This window comes from Xanthomonas sp. NCPPB 3569, assembly GCF_041475645.2.
Taxonomy (GTDB): Bacteria; Pseudomonadota; Gammaproteobacteria; order Xanthomonadales; family Xanthomonadaceae; genus Xanthomonas; species Xanthomonas phaseoli.
Window position 1 is genome coordinate 2030969 of the sequence record NZ_CM192969.1, and the last position, 19726, is coordinate 2050694.

15 protein-coding genes and 3 pseudogenes are annotated in these 19726 nt (G+C 64.4%); 9 read left to right on the plus strand and 9 right to left on the minus strand.

Annotated features, from left to right (window positions below):
* Positions 1-71 precede the first annotated feature (71 nt).
* Positions 72-1100 (plus strand): EF-P beta-lysylation protein EpmB, encoded by a 1029-nt coding sequence (epmB, locus tag ACCQ03_RS08725; RefSeq protein ID WP_057687075.1) that lies wholly within the window; start codon positions 72-74, stop codon positions 1098-1100.
* Positions 1101-1332: 232 nt separating this feature from the next.
* Here epmB and ACCQ03_RS08730 read toward each other — a convergent pair whose 3' ends face one another.
* Genes ACCQ03_RS08730 through ACCQ03_RS08740 form a run of 3 tightly spaced genes read right to left on the minus strand, consistent with a single transcriptional unit; the run spans position 1333 to position 5192 of the window.
* The gene (locus tag ACCQ03_RS08730) at positions 1333-3450 is read right to left on the minus strand and encodes a putative bifunctional diguanylate cyclase/phosphodiesterase (protein WP_057678110.1); all 2118 of its coding nucleotides are present in this window, start codon (positions 3448-3450) and stop codon (positions 1333-1335) included.
* The gene (locus ACCQ03_RS08735; protein WP_057678109.1) at positions 3447-4376 is read right to left on the minus strand and encodes a phosphate/phosphite/phosphonate ABC transporter substrate-binding protein; all 930 of its coding nucleotides are present in this window, start codon (positions 4374-4376) and stop codon (positions 3447-3449) included. Before ACCQ03_RS08735 ends, ACCQ03_RS08730 begins: the two co-directional genes overlap by 4 nt.
* Positions 4377-4427: 51 nt before the next feature.
* A complete protein-coding gene (locus ACCQ03_RS08740) occupies positions 4428-5192 on the minus strand; it encodes an RNA methyltransferase (protein ID WP_057678108.1) in 765 nt (254 codons plus the stop codon).
* A gap of 117 nt (positions 5193-5309) precedes the next feature.
* On the opposite strand from ACCQ03_RS08740, the gene ACCQ03_RS08745 reads away from it, so the two are divergent.
* Entirely contained in the window at positions 5310-6143 is an 834-nt protein-coding gene (locus ACCQ03_RS08745; protein ID WP_057678107.1) for an inositol monophosphatase family protein, read from the plus strand.
* 205 nt (positions 6144-6348) lie between these two features.
* Here ACCQ03_RS08745 and ACCQ03_RS08750 read toward each other — a convergent pair whose 3' ends face one another.
* The gene (locus ACCQ03_RS08750) at positions 6349-6960 is read right to left on the minus strand and encodes a superoxide dismutase (protein ID WP_057679874.1); all 612 of its coding nucleotides are present in this window, start codon (positions 6958-6960) and stop codon (positions 6349-6351) included.
* Between the two features lie 254 nt (positions 6961-7214).
* On the opposite strand from ACCQ03_RS08750, the gene ACCQ03_RS08755 reads away from it, so the two are divergent.
* Both ACCQ03_RS08755 and ACCQ03_RS08760 read left to right on the plus strand, forming a co-directional pair.
* A complete protein-coding gene (locus ACCQ03_RS08755; protein ID WP_057679873.1) occupies positions 7215-7655 on the plus strand; it encodes a guanyl-specific ribonuclease in 441 nt (146 codons plus the stop codon).
* On the plus strand, positions 7652-8077 hold the full coding sequence (locus tag ACCQ03_RS08760) for a barstar family protein (RefSeq protein ID WP_057679872.1): 426 nt from the start codon (positions 7652-7654) through the stop codon (positions 8075-8077). Before ACCQ03_RS08755 ends, ACCQ03_RS08760 begins: the two co-directional genes overlap by 4 nt.
* Before the next feature lie 162 nt (positions 8078-8239).
* Here ACCQ03_RS08760 and ACCQ03_RS08765 read toward each other — a convergent pair whose 3' ends face one another.
* Together ACCQ03_RS08765 and ACCQ03_RS08770 are read right to left on the minus strand one after the other, a co-directional pair.
* The gene (locus tag ACCQ03_RS08765) at positions 8240-8512 is read right to left on the minus strand and encodes a hypothetical protein (protein WP_204243822.1); all 273 of its coding nucleotides are present in this window, start codon (positions 8510-8512) and stop codon (positions 8240-8242) included.
* Between the two features lie 26 nt (positions 8513-8538).
* Positions 8539-10428, minus strand: coding sequence for an ATP-binding cassette domain-containing protein (locus tag ACCQ03_RS08770; protein WP_209226885.1), 1890 nt, complete (start codon positions 10426-10428; stop codon positions 8539-8541).
* A 95-nt stretch (positions 10429-10523) separates the two neighbouring features.
* Between ACCQ03_RS08770 and dbpA the strand changes: the two genes are divergently transcribed.
* A complete protein-coding gene (dbpA, locus tag ACCQ03_RS08775) occupies positions 10524-11900 on the plus strand; it encodes an ATP-dependent RNA helicase DbpA (RefSeq protein WP_209226887.1) in 1377 nt (458 codons plus the stop codon).
* A gap of 101 nt (positions 11901-12001) precedes the next feature.
* Here the strand turns inward: dbpA and ACCQ03_RS08780 are convergent, their stop codons facing one another.
* Positions 12002-12562 carry an adenine phosphoribosyltransferase gene (locus ACCQ03_RS08780; protein WP_039574658.1) on the minus strand — a complete coding sequence of 187 codons (561 nt, stop codon included), beginning with the start codon at positions 12560-12562 and terminating at the stop codon, positions 12002-12004.
* Positions 12563-12656: 94 nt separating this feature from the next.
* Positions 12657-13829 (minus strand): annotated as a pseudogene (locus tag ACCQ03_RS08785) (protein adenylyltransferase SelO); the annotation flags it as partial.
* Between the two features lie 139 nt (positions 13830-13968).
* Here ACCQ03_RS08785 and ACCQ03_RS08790 point away from each other — a divergent pair.
* Positions 13969-14088: pseudogene (locus ACCQ03_RS08790) on the plus strand (IS3 family transposase); the annotation flags it as partial.
* A 32-nt stretch (positions 14089-14120) separates the two neighbouring features.
* On the opposite strand, the pseudogene ACCQ03_RS08795 reads toward ACCQ03_RS08790, so the two are convergent.
* A pseudogene (locus ACCQ03_RS08795) lies at positions 14121-14222 on the minus strand (plasmid pRiA4b ORF-3 family protein); the annotation flags it as partial.
* A 258-nt stretch (positions 14223-14480) separates the two neighbouring features.
* On the opposite strand from ACCQ03_RS08795, the gene xopE reads away from it, so the two are divergent.
* The 3 genes from xopE to ACCQ03_RS08810 all read left to right on the plus strand — a co-directional run bounded on the left by xopE (position 14481) and on the right by ACCQ03_RS08810 (position 19534).
* Entirely contained in the window at positions 14481-15542 is a 1062-nt protein-coding gene (gene xopE / locus ACCQ03_RS08800) for a XopE/AvrPphe family type III secretion system effector (RefSeq protein ID WP_412566713.1), read from the plus strand.
* 376 nt (positions 15543-15918) lie between these two features.
* Positions 15919-16521 (plus strand): recombinase family protein, encoded by a 603-nt coding sequence (locus tag ACCQ03_RS08805; protein WP_150145896.1) that lies wholly within the window; start codon positions 15919-15921, stop codon positions 16519-16521.
* Positions 16505-19534 carry a Tn3 family transposase gene (locus tag ACCQ03_RS08810; RefSeq protein WP_209228031.1) on the plus strand — a complete coding sequence of 1010 codons (3030 nt, stop codon included), beginning with the start codon at positions 16505-16507 and terminating at the stop codon, positions 19532-19534. Before ACCQ03_RS08805 ends, ACCQ03_RS08810 begins: the two co-directional genes overlap by 17 nt.
* Positions 19535-19726 lie beyond the last annotated feature (192 nt).

Sequence of the window (19726 nt, forward strand, 5' to 3'; positions counted from 1 at the left end):
CACGCAGTGGCAGGTCGGATTAGAATGGGGCGCCCGCCGCAACCGGCGGGCATTTGGTTTTGTGACCGCACATGATAACCGCAGCCCCCCTCGCCTTACAGCCATCCCCGCCCCCCGCCCCGCAGCCAGCGCGCTGGCAGCAGCAGTGGCGCGACGCCGTGCGCGACCCGCGCGTGCTGCTGCAGCTGCTGGGCCTGGATGCGCAGGCGGCGGCCATCAGCGATGCCGCCGCCGCGCAGTTCCCGTTGCGGGTGCCGCACGCCTTTGTGACGCGCATGCGCCATGGCGACCTCGACGACCCGCTGCTGCGCCAGGTGCTGCCGCTGGATGCTGAGATGCAGCCGGTACCGGGCTTTGGCCTGGATGCGGTGGGCGATGCCGCCGCCAGGACCGCTGCCGGGGTGATCCAGAAATATCGCGGCCGCGCCCTGCTGATCGCCACCGGCAGCTGCGCGGTGCACTGCCGTTACTGTTTCCGCCGCCACTTTCCGTATGCCGAACAGACCGCTGCGCGCGATGGCTGGCGCGACGCCGTCGCCGCAATCGCCGCCGACCCAAGCATCGAGGAAGTGCTGCTTTCCGGCGGCGACCCGCTTTCGCTGGCCACCTCCAAGCTGGCCGAACTCACCGACGCCCTGGGCGCCATTGCGCATCTCAAGCGCCTGCGCATCCACAGCCGCTTGCCGATCGTGCTGCCCGAGCGCGTGGATGCGCCCCTGCAGACCTGGCTGCGCGGCCTGCCGTGGCCGGTGGCATTCGTCCTGCATGCCAACCATGCCAATGAATTCGACCCCGCGGTGGACGCCGCCGTGCAGGGGCTGCGCGACACCGGCGCACAATTGCTCAACCAGGCCGTGCTGTTGCATGGCGTCAACGACAGCGTGGATGCGCTGGCGGCGCTCAGCGAGCGCAGCTTCGCCGCCGGCGTGCTGCCCTACTACCTGCATCAGCTCGACCGGGTCGCCGGGGTGGCGCACTTCGAAGTGGACGATGCCCGCGCGCGCGCGCTGCATGCCGAGCTGGCCGCGCGCCTGTCCGGCTACCTGGTCCCGCGGCTGGTGCGCGAAATTCCCGGCGATACCGGTAAGCGGCCGTTGTAACAGCCCTCGGCTCAGTCCAATCCGTTGTAGAAGCGCCCCCCGGGGCGCGATGAAGCTGTACCGGTAACGCCCAATCGCGCCCAGGTGCGCTCATACGCTGTTATCGGGCACTTCGCGAAGTCTTTGGCGATGACCGCTGCAACGACCCGGACATGCGCCTTGCAGGAGCACACCGGGGCGATGGAGCCTTATCCAGTACAGCCCGTTGCGCCCGGGCACGCTCCGACGGCACTCACCCCGCCGCGATCAGCTTGACCATGTCGGCAGGACTCAACGGCCTGCTGAACCAGTAGCCCTGCCCCAGGTCGCAACCGCGCTCGCGCAACAGGTTGAATTGCGCTTCCTGCTCGATGCCTTCGGCAACCACGGTGATTCCCAGCGAGTGCGCCATGTTGATGATCGCGGTGGTCAGTGCCAGATCGTCCGGGTCGCGCTGCAGGTCGGCAATGAAACTCTTGTCGATCTTGACCCCGTCCACGGGCACCTGACGCAAATGGCTCAAGCCGGAGAAGCCGGTGCCGAAATCGTCCAGCCATACCTTCACGCCGGTGCGGTGCAGTTGGTCGAGCAGGCTGGCAGCCATCATCTCGTCGCCGATCACCGCGGTCTCGGTCAGCTCCAGATGCAGGCGCGCGGCCGGTAGCCCCGACTCGGCCAGGCACCCGGCCACGGTGTCGATCAGCGCACCGCTGCGCAGTTGCCGCGGCGAAACGTTGACCGACACGAACAAGCCCTCGCCCACCACGGGCCACTGCGCCGCCTCCAGGCAGGCCGCGCGCAGCACCTTGGGGCCGATCACCTCGATCAGGCCGCTCTGCTCGGCGATATCGATGAAGGTGGACGGCGCAATCGTTCCCAACGCCGGGTGCTGCCAACGCAATAGCACTTCCACGCCCACCAGCACGCGGTCGCTGGTGCGGTAGATGGGCTGGTAGACCAGGCGCAGCTCGTCGCGTTCCCAGGCCCCGCGCAACTCGTGCTCCATGTGCACGCGGCGCTCCACCGCGTGGTCGGCGGCGCGGCTGTAGAAGCGATGGCAGTTCTTGCCGGCCACCTTGGCCTGGTACATGGCGATATCGCCATTCTTCAGCAGCGCGGTGGCATCGCGCGCGTCATCGGGGAACAGCGTGATGCCGATCGAGGTCCCCAGGAACACCTCGCGGCCCTGCACGTTCAACGGCCGGCTCAGTTCGTGCACCAGCCGGTCGGCCAGTTGCGCCGCCAGCAGGCTGACATCGCCACTCTGCAGCAGGATCACGAACTCATCGCCGCCGAAGCGCGCCAGAATCGCATCGTCGCCACCCAGCGCGGACACTGCGCGGCTGATGCGGCTGGCGAACTGCAGCAAGGCTTCGTCGCCGGCCTCATGGCCAAGCGTGTCGTTGACGCGCTTGAAGTCGTCGATGTCGGCAAACAGCAAGGCCAGCTTGCTGCCGGTGCTGCGCGCGGTGTGGAGCAGATGATCCAGACCCTCGCGAAAGCCCAGCCGGTTGGTCAGCCCGGTCAACGCGTCGGTGTAGGCCATGTGCCGCACTTCGCGGTCGTGCCGGGCGATGCTTTCGCTCATGCGCCCGAACGCGGAAATCAACTCGCCGATCTCGTCGTTGCGCGGGTGCGGCGGCAGCTGCACCGCGTAGTCGCCCCGTTCGATCTGCTTTGCCGCTGCCGCCAGCAACCGGATCGGCGCCACCAGCGTGCGCTGCACGTAGATGGCCAGCAACACCCCCAGCCCGACCAGCGCGGCCAGCAGGACCAGCAACCAGCCCAGATCGCGCTTGCCGATGGCGTTGAGATTCTGCACCAGGGTGAGATTGGCGCCGGTTTCGATCTTGCGCACCCGCTCGCGCGACATGCCCACGCGCACCCCACCGATGCGTTGGTCGCCGATCTTGATCGGCACCGTCACATCCAGCACCTCCGGCGAGGACTGCAACACCATCGCCTGCGCCGACAGCGCCTTGGCGGCGAGCGGATCGGTCATGGCCTGCCCGTAACGCTGCAAGGTCGGCGTGCCGTCATGCACCAGCCGGCCATGGCGGTCAAACACCAGCACATAGCTCACCACCTGCTGGCGCGAGGCATTGCGCACCAGCGCGCCCACCGCGCCCAGGTCCGAGTAATACAAGGGGTTGGCCAATCCGGAAGCCAGCTCGGTCGCCAGCGTTTCGCCGCGCGTGCGCAGGCTGCGATCGAACAGTTCGTGCAGGATCTGCGCACTCAAGCCGCGCACCTCGCGCTGCATCGCGCTTTGTCGCTGCAGCAGCGAAGCCAGAATCGCACCGACCAGCAGCAGCGTCAGCGCCATCACCAACAGAAAGCGTGCCTGCAAGCCGAAGCGCACCTGAGTCATTCCACGTGATCCCTGACGCGTTGCACGCCCGCGCTCAATTCTTGCAGACGTCGGCGGCTGGCGGGATCCAGCGGACGAAACCCGGTGGTATCGAAAAAGCGTTTCAGTGCCGGGCCGGCCTTGGGGTCGGAGGCGGCCTGCAACAACACTACCCGCAGACGCTGCTCCACGACCGGATCCATCCCTGCGCGCACCATTTCCACCGCACGCGGCACCGGCGCAGTGCGGTGCACGATGCGGAAGTCGCGCTTGAACACCGGTGGCATGTGGCGTTCGTCGTCCCAATCCACATTACTGAGCGCGCCCACGTCGATCAGGTGCTTGTGCACGAACGCGGCGACGTTCAATTTCGACCCCACCATCAGATAGCCGGCCGATCCGCGCGCCGGGGTGTCGTCGGCCGACAGCAGCACGTCGCACGCGATGCCGTTGCGCAGCAGCTCGAGCATCGGCAGCAGGTAGCCGCTGGTGGACGAGGCGTTCTGCAACGCCAGGGTGTGGCCGCGCAACTGCGACAGCGACTGGATCGGGCTGTCGCGGCGCACGAAGAACAGCGTGTGGAAGTCGCGCAGTCCGCCACGCTCGGTCATGAGCAAGGGGTGCGCATTGCCGCGCTGCTCCAGCAGCATCGCCGCACCGGTCGTTTCGCTGACCCAATCGACCCGGCCGCGCCGCAGATAGCTGGACATCTGGCGCGCATCGGGCGCCATCAGGATTTCACCGCGGCGGATCCCGACCTCGCGCATGCGCGGCACCACGTAATCCAGCAGGGGCTTGAGCTGCTCGTAATGGCTGGCGGGATCATCGCTGATCCGTCCAAGCACCAGGACCGAGGAAGGCGCTGCCGCAGCCGTCACGGCCAAGCCTGCCCCGGCGATCAGCCAGCAGGCAATCAGACACCATCGTAGACCGCGCAAAACGGACACTCCCCTAGAGCCGCGGACAGCCTAGCCGAATCTTTGAAGATGTGACAGACGTCAGTTTCCGGCCTGCCTGGCAAGCATGGCCATGCGCTGCGCATCGGACAGGATGCCGCGAATCAGCCGCACCTCCTGCTCGGTCATCTCCGCGCGCAGCAACAACCGGCGCAGCTTGCGCATCGCCGACTCCGGCGCACGGCCCTTGTGGAAGTCGATCTCGTCCAGCGTGTCGCCCAGCTGGCCGAACATGCCTTCCAGCTGTGCGTGGCTGGCCGGCCCGTCGCGCAACCCCGGAGCCGCTGCCGGCGTGGGTTCGGCCTCGCCTGCCGCCAGCTGCGCCAGTCGCACTTCGTACGCCAGCACCTGCACCGCAGCGGCCAGATTGAGCGAACTGAACTGCGGATCGGAGGGAATGTGGACTGCGGCGTGGCACAGCTGCAACTCGTCGTTGGTCAGACCGGTGCGCTCGCGGCCGAACACGAAGGCCACCTCGGCCGGCTCGCCCGCCTTGACCAATGCGCGCTGCGCGCCCTCGTCCGGCAGCAGTTCTTCCAGTGCCACCCGGCGCGCGCGCGCCGTGCAACCCATCACCAGCGTGCAGTCGGCCACCGCTTCGCCCAGCGTGGCGAAGATCGGCGCTTGGCCCAGCACGTCTTCGGCGCCGGCCGAGCGCCGGTAGGCGTCTTCGTCGAGTGCGCGCTCCGGCGCTACCAGCACCAGGCGCGAGACCCCCATGGTCTTCATCGCACGCGCCGCGGCGCCGATGTTGCCTGGATGCTGGGTACCCACAAGAACAAATCGGATGCGCTGGCTGACGGACATGAACGGAGATCGGGAAGCTGTTCGGCCGTAGATGGTAAACTGCGCGGCCGGCTTTCGCGCCGGACCGCTCTTTTACCTTCGCCATTGTCCGATTCTGCCTTCACGGGAGCTTTAACCATGCAGAAACCCGCCGTCACCGTCATGGTCAAAGCCGCCCGCCTCGCCGGCAATGTGCTGTTGCGCGGCATCAACAAGCTCGATGCGCTCAATGTGGTGCAGAAAGGCCGCATGGACTATGCCAGCGAAGTCGATGCCGATGCCGAGAAGGTCATCACCAAGGAACTCAAGCGCGGCTACCCCGAATACGCCGTGTTCGGCGAAGAAGGCGGCGTGCAGGGCGGCAAGAGTGGCCGCTATACCTGGGTGATCGATCCGCTGGACGGCACCAGCAATTATCTGCGCGGCTTTCCGCATTACTGCGTGTCCATCGCACTGGTGGAAAACGGCGAACCGACCGATGCGGTGATCTTCGACCCGTTGCGCAATGAGCTGTTCACCGCCAGCCGCGGCGCAGGCGCGGTGCTCAACGACCGCCGCATCCGTATTGCAGAGCGCAAGGACCTGGAAGGCGCCATGGTCCATACCGGCTTCCCGCCGCGCGAACGCGCGCGCGCCAGTGCACAGCTCAAGTGCATGGATGCGCTGCTGGTACAGGCCGAAGACGTGCGCCGCACCGGCTCGGCCGCGCTGGACCTGGCCTATGTCGCCTGCGGCCGCGCCGATGCCTATTTCGAAGCAGGGGTCAAAGCCTGGGACATCGCCGCTGGCGTGCTGCTGGTGCGCGAGGCCGGTGGCCGCGTCTGCGACTACAAGGGCGCCACCCCGCCGCGCATGGACAACATGGGCCCTGAGACGCAGCAGATCGTGGCCGGCAACATCAAGATCAGCGACGCGTTGCAGAAGGTCATCGTCAACACCGGCTACGCCCGCGAGTTCGACGCCAAGTTCTGATCGACCCGTTCGCAAGCAGCCCGGAAGACTTAGGGGCGCGCCCGAGCGCGAAGGCGTTCCTTGCAAGGCCCCTCGCGACCAGGGTCGTTGCTGCACACAGCGCCCAGTAAACGCACAAGGCCGGGATCGCTCCCGGCCTTGTGCGTTGGGTGCCGCCGTCACCGGGCCAGGCATTGCCTAGCCCGGCCTAGCCCGGTGCAAGACCTCAGGCGATCGCGACGTGGTAGCGGCGCTCGACTTCTTCCCAATTGACGGCGTTGTAGAACGCGCCGATGTATTCCGGGCGACGGTTCTGGTACTTCAGGTAGTACGCGTGTTCCCACACGTCCAGACCCAGGATCGGGGTGTTGCCCTCGAACAGCGGGCTGTCCTGGTTGGCGGTGCTCTCCACCACCAACTTCTTGTCCGGAGTCACGCTCAACCACGCCCAGCCCGAGCCAAAGCGGCTGACGGCAGCCTTGGTGAAGGCTTCCTTGAACTTCTCGAAACCACCGAGATCCTTGTCGATCGCCTTGGCGACCTCGCCCTTGGGCTCGCCGCCACCGTTGGGCGACAGCACGGTCCAGAACAGGGAGTGGTTGGCGTGGCCGCCGCCGTTGTTGCGCACCGGACCCTGCAGGTTTTCCGGCAGGCTCTTCAGCTTGGAGACCAGTTCTTCGATCGGCAGATCGGCGTACTCGGTCCCTTCCAGCGCCGCATTGACGTTGTTGATGTAGGTCTGGTGATGCTTGGTGTGATGGATTTCCATCGTCTGCGCATCGATGTTCGGTTCCAGCGCGTCGTAGGCGTAGGGCAACTGCGGAAGGGTGTAAGCCATGCGTATCTCCTGGACTTGCCGCCCGGCGAAGGCCGGGCGTTGCGGGGTGAATGGTAAGGACGGCGGCAGCGCTTACCAAGGGTGCTGGCAGGGAAACTTCATCCCACCGCATGCCGCACGATGTTCGCCGCACACCTTGCACCATGTCCCGGTTACTTGGGCGTGAACCGTGCCGGTGCCGGCCACGTTCAAAGTCGACACAGTCGCGCATCGGCATACTTGCTCTGCCGTACCCATTTTTTCGGACCGTCTTCATGCGCAAGCCCGCTTTGCTCATTGTCGCCATCGCGCTGCTGGTCGCCGGCCTGTGGGGCATGCGCGCGATGCAGACGCCCAAGCCGCAGTTCGCGCCGCAACTCAACGCACCGATCGCCGCGACCGCACCGACGCGCGAGGTGCCGCGTCTGCCCGCCTTTCTGCCGACCGAGGCGATGGCCACCATCGTGCTGATCCAGCGCGGCGGCCCGTTCCCGCATCCGCAGGACGGCAGCGTGTTCGGCAATCGCGAGCATCGCCTGCCCGAGCGTCCGCGCGGCTACTACCACGAATACACTGTCGATACCCCCGGCAGCGCGGATCGCGGCGCACGCCGCATCGTCACCGGCGGCACCCCGCCCGAGGCGTGGTACTACAGCGACGATCATTACCAGAGCTTCAAAGCCTTCGATGGCCCGACCCCGGACCAGGCACCATGAGCGCAGGCGACTTCGCGCTGGATCTGTCCGATCCGCAGCAATCGGGGGTGTATCAGGCCGAGACAGCCGATCTGGACACCATGGCGGCGCTCGCCCGCGATGCCGGCTTACGCATCTTGCGCGTGGATCTGGCCGCCTGCGCCGACAAACGCATGCTGCTGATGCGCCTGGCCACGCAACTGGATTTCCCGGCCAGCTTCGGCCGCAACTGGGACGCGCTCAGCGATGCCCTGCGCGACCTGGCCTGGCTGCCTTCGCCGCACGGGTATGCGCTGCTCATCGACGGCGCCCAGGCGCTGGCCAGCACGGCACCCAGCGACCGCGACACCTTGCTGGACATCCTCGATGACGTTGCAAATGCCTGGTCAGCGCGCGGGCTGACCTTTGCCGCGTTCGTTGCGCCCGCAAGCGCCTGCGACTGACCCGATCGCCACGCCGTCATCGACCAGCGCCCCGGCGTGATGCAGCACTAACAAAGGCAATGCCCAGGCTCTCGGGAACGGAAGCATGTTGCCCGGTCTGCCGGCTTTGTGGTCACCGACTAGTCCCCTTGCAGTCCCCGATGCGCATTGCGCGCGTGAGAATCACTCAATGCATCTGAACTGCAAAGATGCGCTCGCCGGCCTGCCAAATCCAGAGTCGGTGCCTTGATAATCCACCGTCTCCACTTTCTTGCCCCTCGAGGCACAGAACTCGTTGGCTTGACGATAGATATCCGCCTTTGCTGCCACCGGAGGTCCGAATCCCGCTTGGGCCGCCCTCTTAGAGACCATAAACGTATCTTTGTCCATCGGCACGATACCGGTGGACGCACAACCTACCAAGGCCAACATCACCAGCGGGAACAGGGCTTTCATTGACCTCTCCATTGTCTGCCTAAAAATCAACTATCCAGCTCGCTCCAGCGCGCGTACGCCGCATCCAGTTGTTTTTGCGCATCGGCTAATGCGGCGGTGTGGGCCGCCATCGCCGCACTGTCGCGCTGATAGAAGGCCGGCTCGTTCATTGCCTCGGTGAGCGCGGCGACCTGCTGCTCCAGCGTCTCGATCAGGGCCGGTAGCTGTTCCAGCTCGCGCGCATCCTTGTAGCTGAGCTTGCGCTTGGGCGCGCTGTCCGCAGGCACTGCAGCCACGGGCGCGGTCGCCACCGCAGTGGCCGACGCCTTGGCCACTGCCATCGCATTGCCGACCGGCGTACGGCGCTGGCGCAGCGAATCGTTGTAACCGCCGACGTAATCGCCGATCAGGCCATCGCCTTCCATCACCAGCGTGGAGGTCACCACGTTGTCGAGGAAGTCGCGGTCATGGCTGACCAACAGCAAGGTGCCGGTGTATTCGCCCAACAATTCTTCCAGCAGCTCCAGCGTTTCCACGTCCAGGTCGTTGGTCGGTTCGTCCATCACCAGCAGGTTGGACGGCTGCGCGAACAGACGTGCCAGCAACAGGCGATTGCGCTCGCCGCCGGACAGCCGGGTGATCGGCGCGCGCGCGCGCTCGGGCGTGAACAGGAAATCCTGCAGATAGGCATGCACGTGCTTGCGCTTGCCGTTGATTTCCAGGAAATCGCGGCCCTCGGCAACGTTCTCGATCGCGCTCCAGTCTTCGCGCAAGGTGGAGCGGTATTGGTCGAAATACGCAATCTGCAGATTGGTACCGATGCGGATTTCGCCCTGCTGCGGCTGCAGGTCGCCCAGCAACAGCTTGAGCAAGGTGGTCTTGCCGCTGCCGTTGGGGCCGATCAGGCCGATGCGGTCGCCGCGCTGGATGATGGTGGAAAACTCCTTGACCATCGTGCGCGCACCGAAGGCGAAGCCGACCTGCTTGGCCTCGATCACCTTCTTGCCGGACGACTCGCCCTGCGAGACCTCCATGCGCACGTTGCCGGTGAGCTCGCGCCGTTGCACCCGCTCGTTGCGCATCGATTCCAGGCGCCGCACGCGGCCCTCGTCGCGGGTGCGCCGGGCCTTGATGCCCTGACGGATCCAGATCTCTTCCTGTGCCAGCAGCTTGTCGAAGCGCGCGTTCTCCTGTGCCTGCGCATTGAGCCGTTCCTCGCGGCGACGCTCGTAGTTGGCCCAGTCGCCCGGCCAGCTGGTGACCTGGCCGCGATCGATTTCAACGATGCGGGTGGCCAACGCACGCAAGAAGCGCCGGTCGTGGGTGACGAACAGCACGCTGCCGCTCCAGCCCTTCAGGAAGGTTTCCAGCCAGTCGATGGCTTCGATATCCAGATGGTTGGTCGGTTCGTCCAGCAGCAGCACATCGGGCGAGGACACCAGCGAACGTGCCAACAGCACGCGGCGCTTCATGCCACCGGACAGCCGCGCGAACTGCGCATCGCCGTCCAGTTCCAGCTTGGTCAGCGTCTCGGTGACGCGTTGATCCAGCGCCCACCCGTCAGCCGCATCGATCTTGGCCTGCACCTTGCCGAACGCATCGGCGTCGAACACCTCGGCATGGCTGAGCTGATGGAATTCGGCCAGCCAATGACCCAACTCGCCCAGACCATCGGCCACCACGTCGAACACGCTGCCGCCGGTGCCCTGCGGCACCTCCTGCTCCAGCCGCGCGATGCGCACACCCTGCTGCACGCGCACTTCGCCATCGTCGGGCTTGAGCTCGCCGGCGATCAATTTCATCAAGGTCGATTTGCCGGCGCCGTTGCGGCCGATCAAGGCGATACGCTCGCCCAGCTCGATTGCGAGGTCGGTTTTTTCCAGCAACAAGGGGCCGCCGACGCTGTAGTCGACGCTTTGCAGAGTGATTAAAGGCATGGCGCAATTGTACGGGAATCGGGAATCGGGAATGGGAAAAGCCTTCGCCGTTGCGATTCCCGATTCCCTACTCCCGATTCCCGCTAAAATGCGCCATGAACGAATTCTCCGCGCTGCCGCTGTCGCCGGCCCTGGCCCCCGGCATCGACGCCCTTGGCTACACCCTCCTGACTCCCATCCAGGCGCAGAGCCTGCCGCCCATCCTGCAGGGGCTCGATGTCATCGCCCAGGCGCCCACCGGCAGCGGCAAGACCGCCGCGTTCGGACTGGGCCTGCTGCAAAAGCTCGACCCGGCAGTGACCCGCGCACAGGCGCTGGTGCTGTGCCCCACCCGCGAGCTAGCCGACCAGGTCGGCAAGCAGCTGCGCAAGCTCGCCACCGGCATCCCCAATATGAAGCTGGTGGTACTCACCGGCGGGATGCCGCTGGGCCCGCAGCTGGCCTCGCTGGAGGCGCACGACCCGCAAGTGGTGGTCGGCACGCCCGGTCGCATCCAGGAACTGGCCCGCAAACGCGCCCTGCACCTGGGCGGCGTGCGTATGCTGGTATTGGACGAGGCCGACCGCATGCTCGACATGGGCTTCGAAGAACCCATCCGCGAGATCGCCAGCCGCTGCGATAAACATCGCCAGAGCCTGCTGTTTTCGGCCACGTTCCCGGACAGTATTCGCACGCTCGCACGCGAGCTGTTGAAAGAGCCGGTCGAGATCACCGTGGAAGGCGCCGATAGCGCACCGGAGATCGATCAGCAGTTCTTCGAGGTCGACCCGACCTATCGGCAAAAGGCCGTCGCCGGCCTGCTGCTGCGCTTCAATCCCGAATCCAGCGTGGTGTTCTGCAATACCCGCAAGGAAGTGGACGAGGTGGCTGGCTCGCTGCAGGAATTCGGTCTTTCTGCGCTTGCCTTGCATGGCGACATGGAACAGCGCGACCGCGACGAAGTGCTGGTGCGCTTCGTCAACCGCAGCTGCAACGTGCTGGTGGCCAGCGACGTGGCCGCACGCGGGCTGGACGTGGAAGACCTCTCGGCCGTGGTCAATTACGAGCTGCCCACCGATACCGAAACCTATCGCCACCGCATTGGCCGTACTGCGCGCGCCGGCAAGCACGGGTTGGCACTGAGCCTGGTTGCCCCGCGCGAAACTGCGCGCGCGCAGGCGTTGGAAACCGAACAAGGCCAGCCGTTGAAATGGTCGCGCGCACCGCTGGCCACGGCGCGCCCGGCGCAACTGCCGCAGGCGGCAATGACCACCTTGCGCATCGATGGCGGCAAGACCGACAAGCTGCGTGCCGGCGACATCCTGGGCGCGTTGACTGGCGAAGCCGGGCTCTCGGGCGCGGCAATCGGCAAGATCGCCATCTACCCGACCCGCTCCTACGTGGCCATTGCCCGCGCGCAGGTCGCCAAGGCGCTGGCACATCTGCACGCAGGCAAGATCAAGGGACGCCGGTTTCGGGTCAGCAAGCTCTAAACGCAGCGCGGCCGGCGTCGTACCGGCCGCCCATGCTTGAGCAGGAGCCATCCTGGATGCGCGCACGTCTACGCACCCAGGGGCGCTTCCAGCGCGCGTGCTCAGTAAGACAGCGTCGCCAACAGCGGGACATCGTTCGCCCATTTCTGGCGACCCTGCAGCACCTGCAACTCCACCAGCACGGCTGCCCCAACGACTTCGAGTTCGAGTTGGGCAGCAAGTCCCAAGGCCGCGCGCAGCGTGCCGCCAGTGGCCAGCACGTCGTCGACAATCAGTACGCGCGCCCCGCGCGGCAGCGCATCCTCATGCATTTCGATGCGATCGGTGCCGTATTCCAGCGCATATTCCTGGATCAGCGTGCGCCCGGGCAGCTTGCCCGGCTTGCGCACCGGCACAAAGCCGGTCCGCAGTTCGCGCGCCAGCGCCGCTCCCAGAATGAAACCGCGTGCCTCGATACCCACTACCGCATCCAGCGGCGTGGTGCGCCACGGCTGCGCCATTTCGTCCAGCGCAGAAGCGAAATCCGGGCCGTCCGACAGCAACGGGGTAATGTCCTTGAAGACGATGCCCGGCTTGGGGAAATCGGCGATGTCGCGAATGCGCTCCGACCAATGGTTGGGTCCGGACGTAGTGGTGCCGGCGCAGCGGCTGCAGTCAGTCATGAGGGCGGTGGCGTGGTGGCCGGTGGGGTTGCGCCTATTCTAGGCTGCGCGCGCCATCGGCGCCGGACTTGCGGCACACCTGCATCTGAGCGCGTCAGGAACTGCACGACAGCATCGAACACCCAGCGCGATCGCGGGCCCATTCCGGCCGCCGCGCCGCGAATGCGTCCCGCCCGGGCTGATCGTCGTAAGGGCGGCGCATGACCTCCAGCAACTCCTGCACCCCGGACGGGTCGCCCTGTTCGGCGCGGTCGATGGCCTGCTGCGCCAGATAGTTGCGCAACACGTAGCGCGGGTTGGCCAGGCGCATGCGGGCGCGGCGCGCGTCCGGCGACAGTGGATCCTGCTGCAGGCGCGCGGCGTAGCGCTGCAGCCATTGCTGCAGCTGCGGCGCATCCGCCAAGCGTTTGTCTTCGTCGTAAAAGGCCTCGCGCAGCTGCACGGGGTCCGGATGTTCGGGCGACAGATCGATCAGGCCACGGAAGGTCAGCGTCATGTCCATCTCGGATTCGCGCATCAATGCGCGCAGCGCGTCGATCAGCTGCAGATCCTCGTCGCGACACTCTGCCAAGCCCAGCTTGGCGGCGGTGTCGTGGCGGTCGCAGGCCAGGCAGGTATCGCGAAAACGATCCAGCCCATGTTGCAGCAGGGCCTGGTCGGCAAACAGCGGCGCCAGCGCCTGGGCAAGCCGGCCCAGGTTCCAGTAGGCCACTTGCGGCTGGGTGCCGAAGCGGTAGCGCCGCCCCTGCGCGTCGGTGGTGTTGGGCGTCCAGTCCGGGTCGTAGTCGTCGACCCAGCCATACGGACCGTAGTCGATGGTCAAACCGAGGATAGACATGTTGTCGGTATTCATCACCCCATGCACGAACCCGACCCGCATCCAGTGCGCCACCATCACTGCGGTACGCTCGCAGACCTGTGCGAACCAGTCGGCGTAGAGCGCCTCGCCGGCACCGACCAACGCCGGGAAATCGCGGGCGATGGTGAAATCCACCCATTGCTTCAGCAGTGCGAGATCGCCGCGTGCGCTGGGCAATTCGAAGTTGCCGAAGCGGATGAACGAAGGCGCCACCCGGCACACGATCGCGCCCGGCTCGCGCTGCGGGTGGCCGTCGTAGAACATGTCGCGCACCACCGCATCGCCGGTACCGACCAGGCTCAAGGCACGCGTGGTCGGCACGCCCAGATGATGCATGGCCTCGCTGCACAAAAATTCGCGGATCGACGAGCGCAACACGGCGCGCCCATCGGCGCCGCGCGAATAGGGGATGTAAGCCGGAACCCCAGAAAATTCCGTCACCCCTCACCCCAATTCCAACCCCGCCACGAGCGCATCCAGATCGATCAAGTTGCCGTTACTTTGGAAGGTGTAGTGCCCGTTCAGCAGGATGTGTCGCCACGCCGCCGCTCGCGCCGAGGTATTCGACTACATCGAGATGTTCTACAACCTCAACTGCCGCCACGGTTCAACTGGCGACCTGTCCCATGTAGAGTTTGAACGGCGCTACGCGCAACGAGGGTCTTGAGTGTCTCCGGAACCCTGGGCGTATCACAGGTCAAGTTCACACCTACGAATGTCGCGTCGGCCCGCGAGCACTCTGAGCATGTCAGCATAGCCCCAGGGTTCGTCGAAAGCTTCAGGTGGCAGGCGTACTTGCCCGTACTTGCCATTCGTGTCACCAGCCGCCATTTCGGATCACGGCAGATCGAGCCTGGTGTGTTCATGTCAAGGCCGAATCGGCCATACGGTTGACGTGCTCCCGACGTCCCCATGGACTGGGCTGCACGCTCGCAATGGCATTGTGAGCAGGGTGCCAGCGCCAACCTTTCGCGCTCCCAAACATGACTTCGGTGAACCAACGACATTCAGAGAGCTCTTTGCAAGACTTGATTCTGAGGTCACTGTCGGAGATCAAAAATGGGTCTATGCGTTTCAAAGCCGAGCGTGGCAGGTTCACCCGACCACTATGCAAGTCACGCCACAGAGCAGACCACGCCCTCTACGCCTTCATCCTCCGAGGCGCCCATCTCACCCAGCCTGCATGGCTTGGTGGCACTCGGCTCTTCGGGAACGAGGCGGGGGCGCTTCCGGCAGCCAACACTACAACCGCACGAAGTTCAGCAGGCGGCCTACCAGCTTGGTATGCGACTCAACGGCAGACCCATCGAAGACGCGAGCGACCGTCAACGCCTTGCCGATGCTACAGAGACGGTGCACGAGACACGACTCGCCTTGCACCGTGGGCGAGGCAATGTCGATAGCGATCTGCGGCTCAGCAACGGACGGAGCGCCACTTATAGCTCCCTGTCTTACTGTCTCGGTGAAAATGACGAAAGTTTACTGGCAGGCAGTGCGCTGGCTGCGGGGGCAGGCAACTGTGATCACAATGCAGCGATTAACGCACGTCGGCATGCAGTCCGCATGGAGAATGGCGGGCAGATGATGACCGTACGCGACTACGACCAGACCCACCTCTACGCGCTCTACCGGCCCCCAGGCTCGGCAGAGGCGGAAGAATCCACTGTAGTCCTCGACTCGTGGGCCGACGGTCCGGCCGTTCTACCAAGGGATTCGCACTGGGCCGAAACGTACGGAACATCCACCAATGTAGTTGAACGCTTCGACAAGCCTGATGCAATCGACGCGCTGGCCAGGACAAACGCATTCAGAGCCGAGATCGAGGACCCGCAAACTGAACTCTATGCAAATGCGCGCGACCTAGAGACAGCCTTTCTAGCCAACCCCGCACCTGGCGATATCTGTTCCTCGATGCCGGTCATCGCCCCCGATCTGGCCCGAAACACGCGTCAAAGGTTGCAAGAGCACTCACCGCGGACGCGTGAGGCTCTAGCCGCCGATGCTGCGCGGCAAGCCTATGCACTGGATGACGCACAGCCAATTTCGCCGCGCACAACTGCTGCGATCCTTGAAGATGCAGAACGCCTGGATGCCTTGGGTCGCCCGCCATTGAGTTGGTGAACTTTCATCTGGTACCAACTGGGCTTGGATGTAGCCTGTCTGGCGTCGATGTCAAATAGCCAGTTCCCGGCTGGGCGCAAACGACCGCTGTAGAGCAGGTGATGCCTCCTGCCCTGTTCAACGCAACAGTGGGCAAACGGGGGGAGAAATGACCGCCCCACTCAGGCGAACAGCTGCTTGATCGGTTTCAACTACACACCGTTATCGGCCTGATGGCCTAGTGGCGTCAAGGTGCCGGCATGTCGCAAAACAAGTGTTTTGCGACATGTAGGCAACCTCCCAGCACAAGTGATCGCAGAACCCCGTAAAAAGTGTGCGGAAAACCCCGTCGCCACACGCTACCATGCGGAAACCGGTTCCCGATGGTTATTCGCCTATGTTGGTCGGCTACATGCGTGTGTCGTCGGACTCCGACCGGCAGAGCACTAACTTGCAACGCGACACACTGCTCGCTGCTGGCGTTGATGCCCGACACCTGTTCGAGGATCGCATCTCAGGCGCGAAGGATGACCGCGCAGGCTTGACGAAGGCGCTCGAATTCGTCCGGCCCGGTGACGTACTGGTGGTCTGGAAGCTCGACCGGCTTGGCCGCTCGCTGTCGCACTTGCTCGCCATCGTGACCTCACTCAAGGACAAGCAAGTGGCGTTCCGCTCGCTGACCGAGGGAATGGATACCAGCACGGCGTCCGGCGAGTTGCTGTTCCATGTGTTCGGCGCACTTGCGCAGTACGAGCGGGCCCTGATCCAAGAGCGCGTCGTCGCGGGCCTAGCCGCTGCCCGGCGGCGTGGCCGCACCGGCGGGCGACCTCTGGCCATCGTCGGCGAAAAGCTGGAGGCCATCATTGCCGCGCTGAACGGCGGGATGTCGAAAGCGGCCGTGTGCCGCAACTTCGGCGTCAAACGCACCACCTTGATCGAAACGCTGGAGCGAGAGGGTTGGCGTGGAACGGGCAGAACGGCCGATGAGCAACAAGAATAAGCTGCTCACCGTCCTCTCGGACGCCGAGCAGGAAGCGCTTTATGGCCTGCCGGACTTCGACGATGCGCAGCGGCTGGAATACTTGGCGTTGTCCGAGGCGGAGTTGACGTTCGCGGCCAGTCGCCCCGGCCTCCATGCGCGGGCCTATTGCGTCTTGCAGATCGGCTACTTCAAGGCCAAGCACGCCTTTTTCCGCTTCAACTGGAGCGAAGTCGAGGATGATTGCGCCTTTGTGCTGAGTCGCTACTTCCACGGCGAGGACTTCGAACGCAAGACGATCACCAAACATGAGCACTACACCCAGCGCGAGCGCATCGCCGAATGGTTCGGCTATCGGCTCTGGGCAGCCGATTTTCTGCCACAACTCGCGCAGCAGGCCGCCCAGATCGCACGCCGCGACGTGACGCCTAGCTTCGTCGCCGCCGAGCTGATCGTCTGGCTCAACGAACGCAAGATCATCCGGCCCGGCTACACGACTGTGCAAGAACTGGTGAGCGCCACGCTGTCGGCCGAACGTCGGCGCTTAGGTGGCCTGCTGGCCGAAGTGCTGGATGATTCGGCCAAAGCCGCGCTATCCCAGCTTTTGGTACGAGACAACACGCTGTCCGAATTGGCGGTGCTCCGGCAAGACGCCAAAGATTTCGGCTGGCGTCAGATGGCCCGTGAACGCGAGAAGCGCACCATTTTGGAGCCGCTGCACGGGATCGCCAAGACGCTGTTGCCCAAGCTGGGCATCTCGCAACAGAACGTGCGTTACTACGCGAGCCTGGCGAACTTCTATACCGTCCACGACCTGCGAAACCTCAAGCCGGACCAGACCCATCTCTACCTGCTGTGCTACGCCTGGCTGCGCTATCGGCAACTCACCGACAACCTGGTCGATGCCATGGCCTATCACATGAAGCGACTAGAGGATGAAAGTCGTGCCGGCGCCAAGCAATCCTTCGTCGCCGAGCAGGTACGGCGTCAGCAGGAAACGCCACGAGTCGGACGCCTGCTGTTGCTCTATGTCGACGATACGGTGGCCGACACCACACCGTTCGGCAACGTGCGGCAGCGGGCGTACAAGATCATACCGAAAGACGCGCTTCAGCTCGTCGGCCATCGTATGAGCATCAAACCAGCGAGCAAGCTGGCCCTGCATTGGCAGGCGGTGGACGGGCTGGCCGAACGCATGCGCCGTCATCTGCGACCGCTGTATGTCGCGCTCGACCTTGCCGGCACCGACCCCAGCAACCCGTGGCTGGCAGCACTGATCTGGGCCAAGAGTGTGTTCGCCAAACAGCAGCGCCTGTCGCAACGTCCGCTCGTCGAATGTCCAACAGCGACGTTGCCGAAACGGTTGCGACCGTACTTGCTGACCTTCGACGCCGACAGCAAGCCGACCGGCCTGCACGCAGACCGCTACGAGTTCTGGCTGTACCGCCAGGTCAGGAAGCGCTTCCAGTCGGGCGAACTCTATCTCGACGACAGCTTGCAACATCGGCACCTCTCTGACGAGTTGGTGTCGCTCGATGATAACGCCGATGTACTGGCTCCGATGGACATCCCGTTCCTGCGCGAACCGATCGAGGCCCAACTCATTGCACTGACGGCAGAACTGCGAACGCAGTGGTTGGCGTTCAACCGTGAGCTGAAGCAGGGCAAGCTGAAGCACCTCGACTACGGCAAGGCCACGCAGACGCTGACGTGGCGCAAGCCCAAGAGCGAGAACCACAAGGCGCATGAGCAGGCACTCTACGAGCAACTGCCATTTTGCGACGTGGCCGACGTGTTCCGCTATGTCAACGGTCAGTGTCAATTCTTGTCGGCGCTCACTCCGTTGCAACCACGCTATGCCAAGAAGGTGGCCGACGCTGACAGCCTGATGGCAGTCATCATTGCCCAGGCAATGAACCACGGCAATCTGGTCATGGCGCGTACCAGCGACATCCCGTACCACGTGCTGGAGAGCACCTACCAGCAATACCTACGGCAAGCATCGCTGCACGCGGCCAACGACTGCATCAGCAACGCCATCGCCGTGCTGCCGATCTTCCCGCATTACTCGTTCGACCTAGGCGCGCTGTACGGTGCGGTCGATGGCCAGAAATTCGGCGTCGAGCGTCCGACCGTGAAAGCGCGCTACTCGCGCAAATACTTCGGCCGCGGCAAGGGTGTCGTCGCCTATACGCTGCTGTGCAACCATGTTCCGCTCAACGGATACCTAATCGGTGCTCACGAATACGAAGGGCACCACGTGTTTGACATCTGGTATCGCAACACGTCGGATATCGTGCCAACGGCGATTACCGGCGATATGCACAGCGTCAACAAGGCCAACTTCGCCATCCTGCACTGGTTCGGACTGCGCTTCGAGCCGCGCTTCACCGATTTGGACGCCCAATTGCAGGATCTGTATTGCGCCGACGAACCGGCGTTGTACGAGACGTGCCTGATCCGACCGGTCGGCCAAATCGATCGGCAACTCATCGTCAGCGAAAAGAGCAACATCGACCGGATCGTCGCCACGCTGGGCCTGAAGGAAATGACTCAGGGCACCCTGATCCGCAAGCTATGCACGTACACCGCGCCGAACCCGACGCGGCGCGCCATCTTCGAGTTCGATAAGCTGGTGCGCAGCATCTACACATTGCGCTACCTGCGCGACCCGCAACGGGAACGCAGCGCGCACCGCTCGCAGAATCGCATTGAGTCCTACCACCAGCTACGCTCGACCATCGCCCAGGTCGGCGGCAAGAAGGAGCTGACCGGGCACACAGACATCGAAATCGAAATCAGCAACCAATGCGCACGGCTGATGGCCAACGCCATCATCTACTACAACTCGGCGATCCTGTCGCGCCTGTTGACGAAGTACCAGGCCAGCGGCAACGCCAAAGCCGTGCTGCTGATCACGAAGATGTCACCGGCGGCGTGGCGACACATCCTGCTGAACGGGCACTACACCTTCCAAAGTAACGGCAACTTGATCGATCTGGATGCGCTCGTGGCGGGGTTGGAATTGGGGTGAGGGGTGACGGGTGACGGGTGACGGGTGACGGGTGACGGAATTTTCTGGGGTTCCGGCTTACATCCCCGAAAACGAACAAGACCCTTCCCCTGCCTCCGGGGGAAGATCCCTGAAGGACGGATGGGGACGAGGTTTCGTGCAGCACCGTCCATCGCTTCAAATGCGGATTGCGCGCCATGCCAATCGCAAACA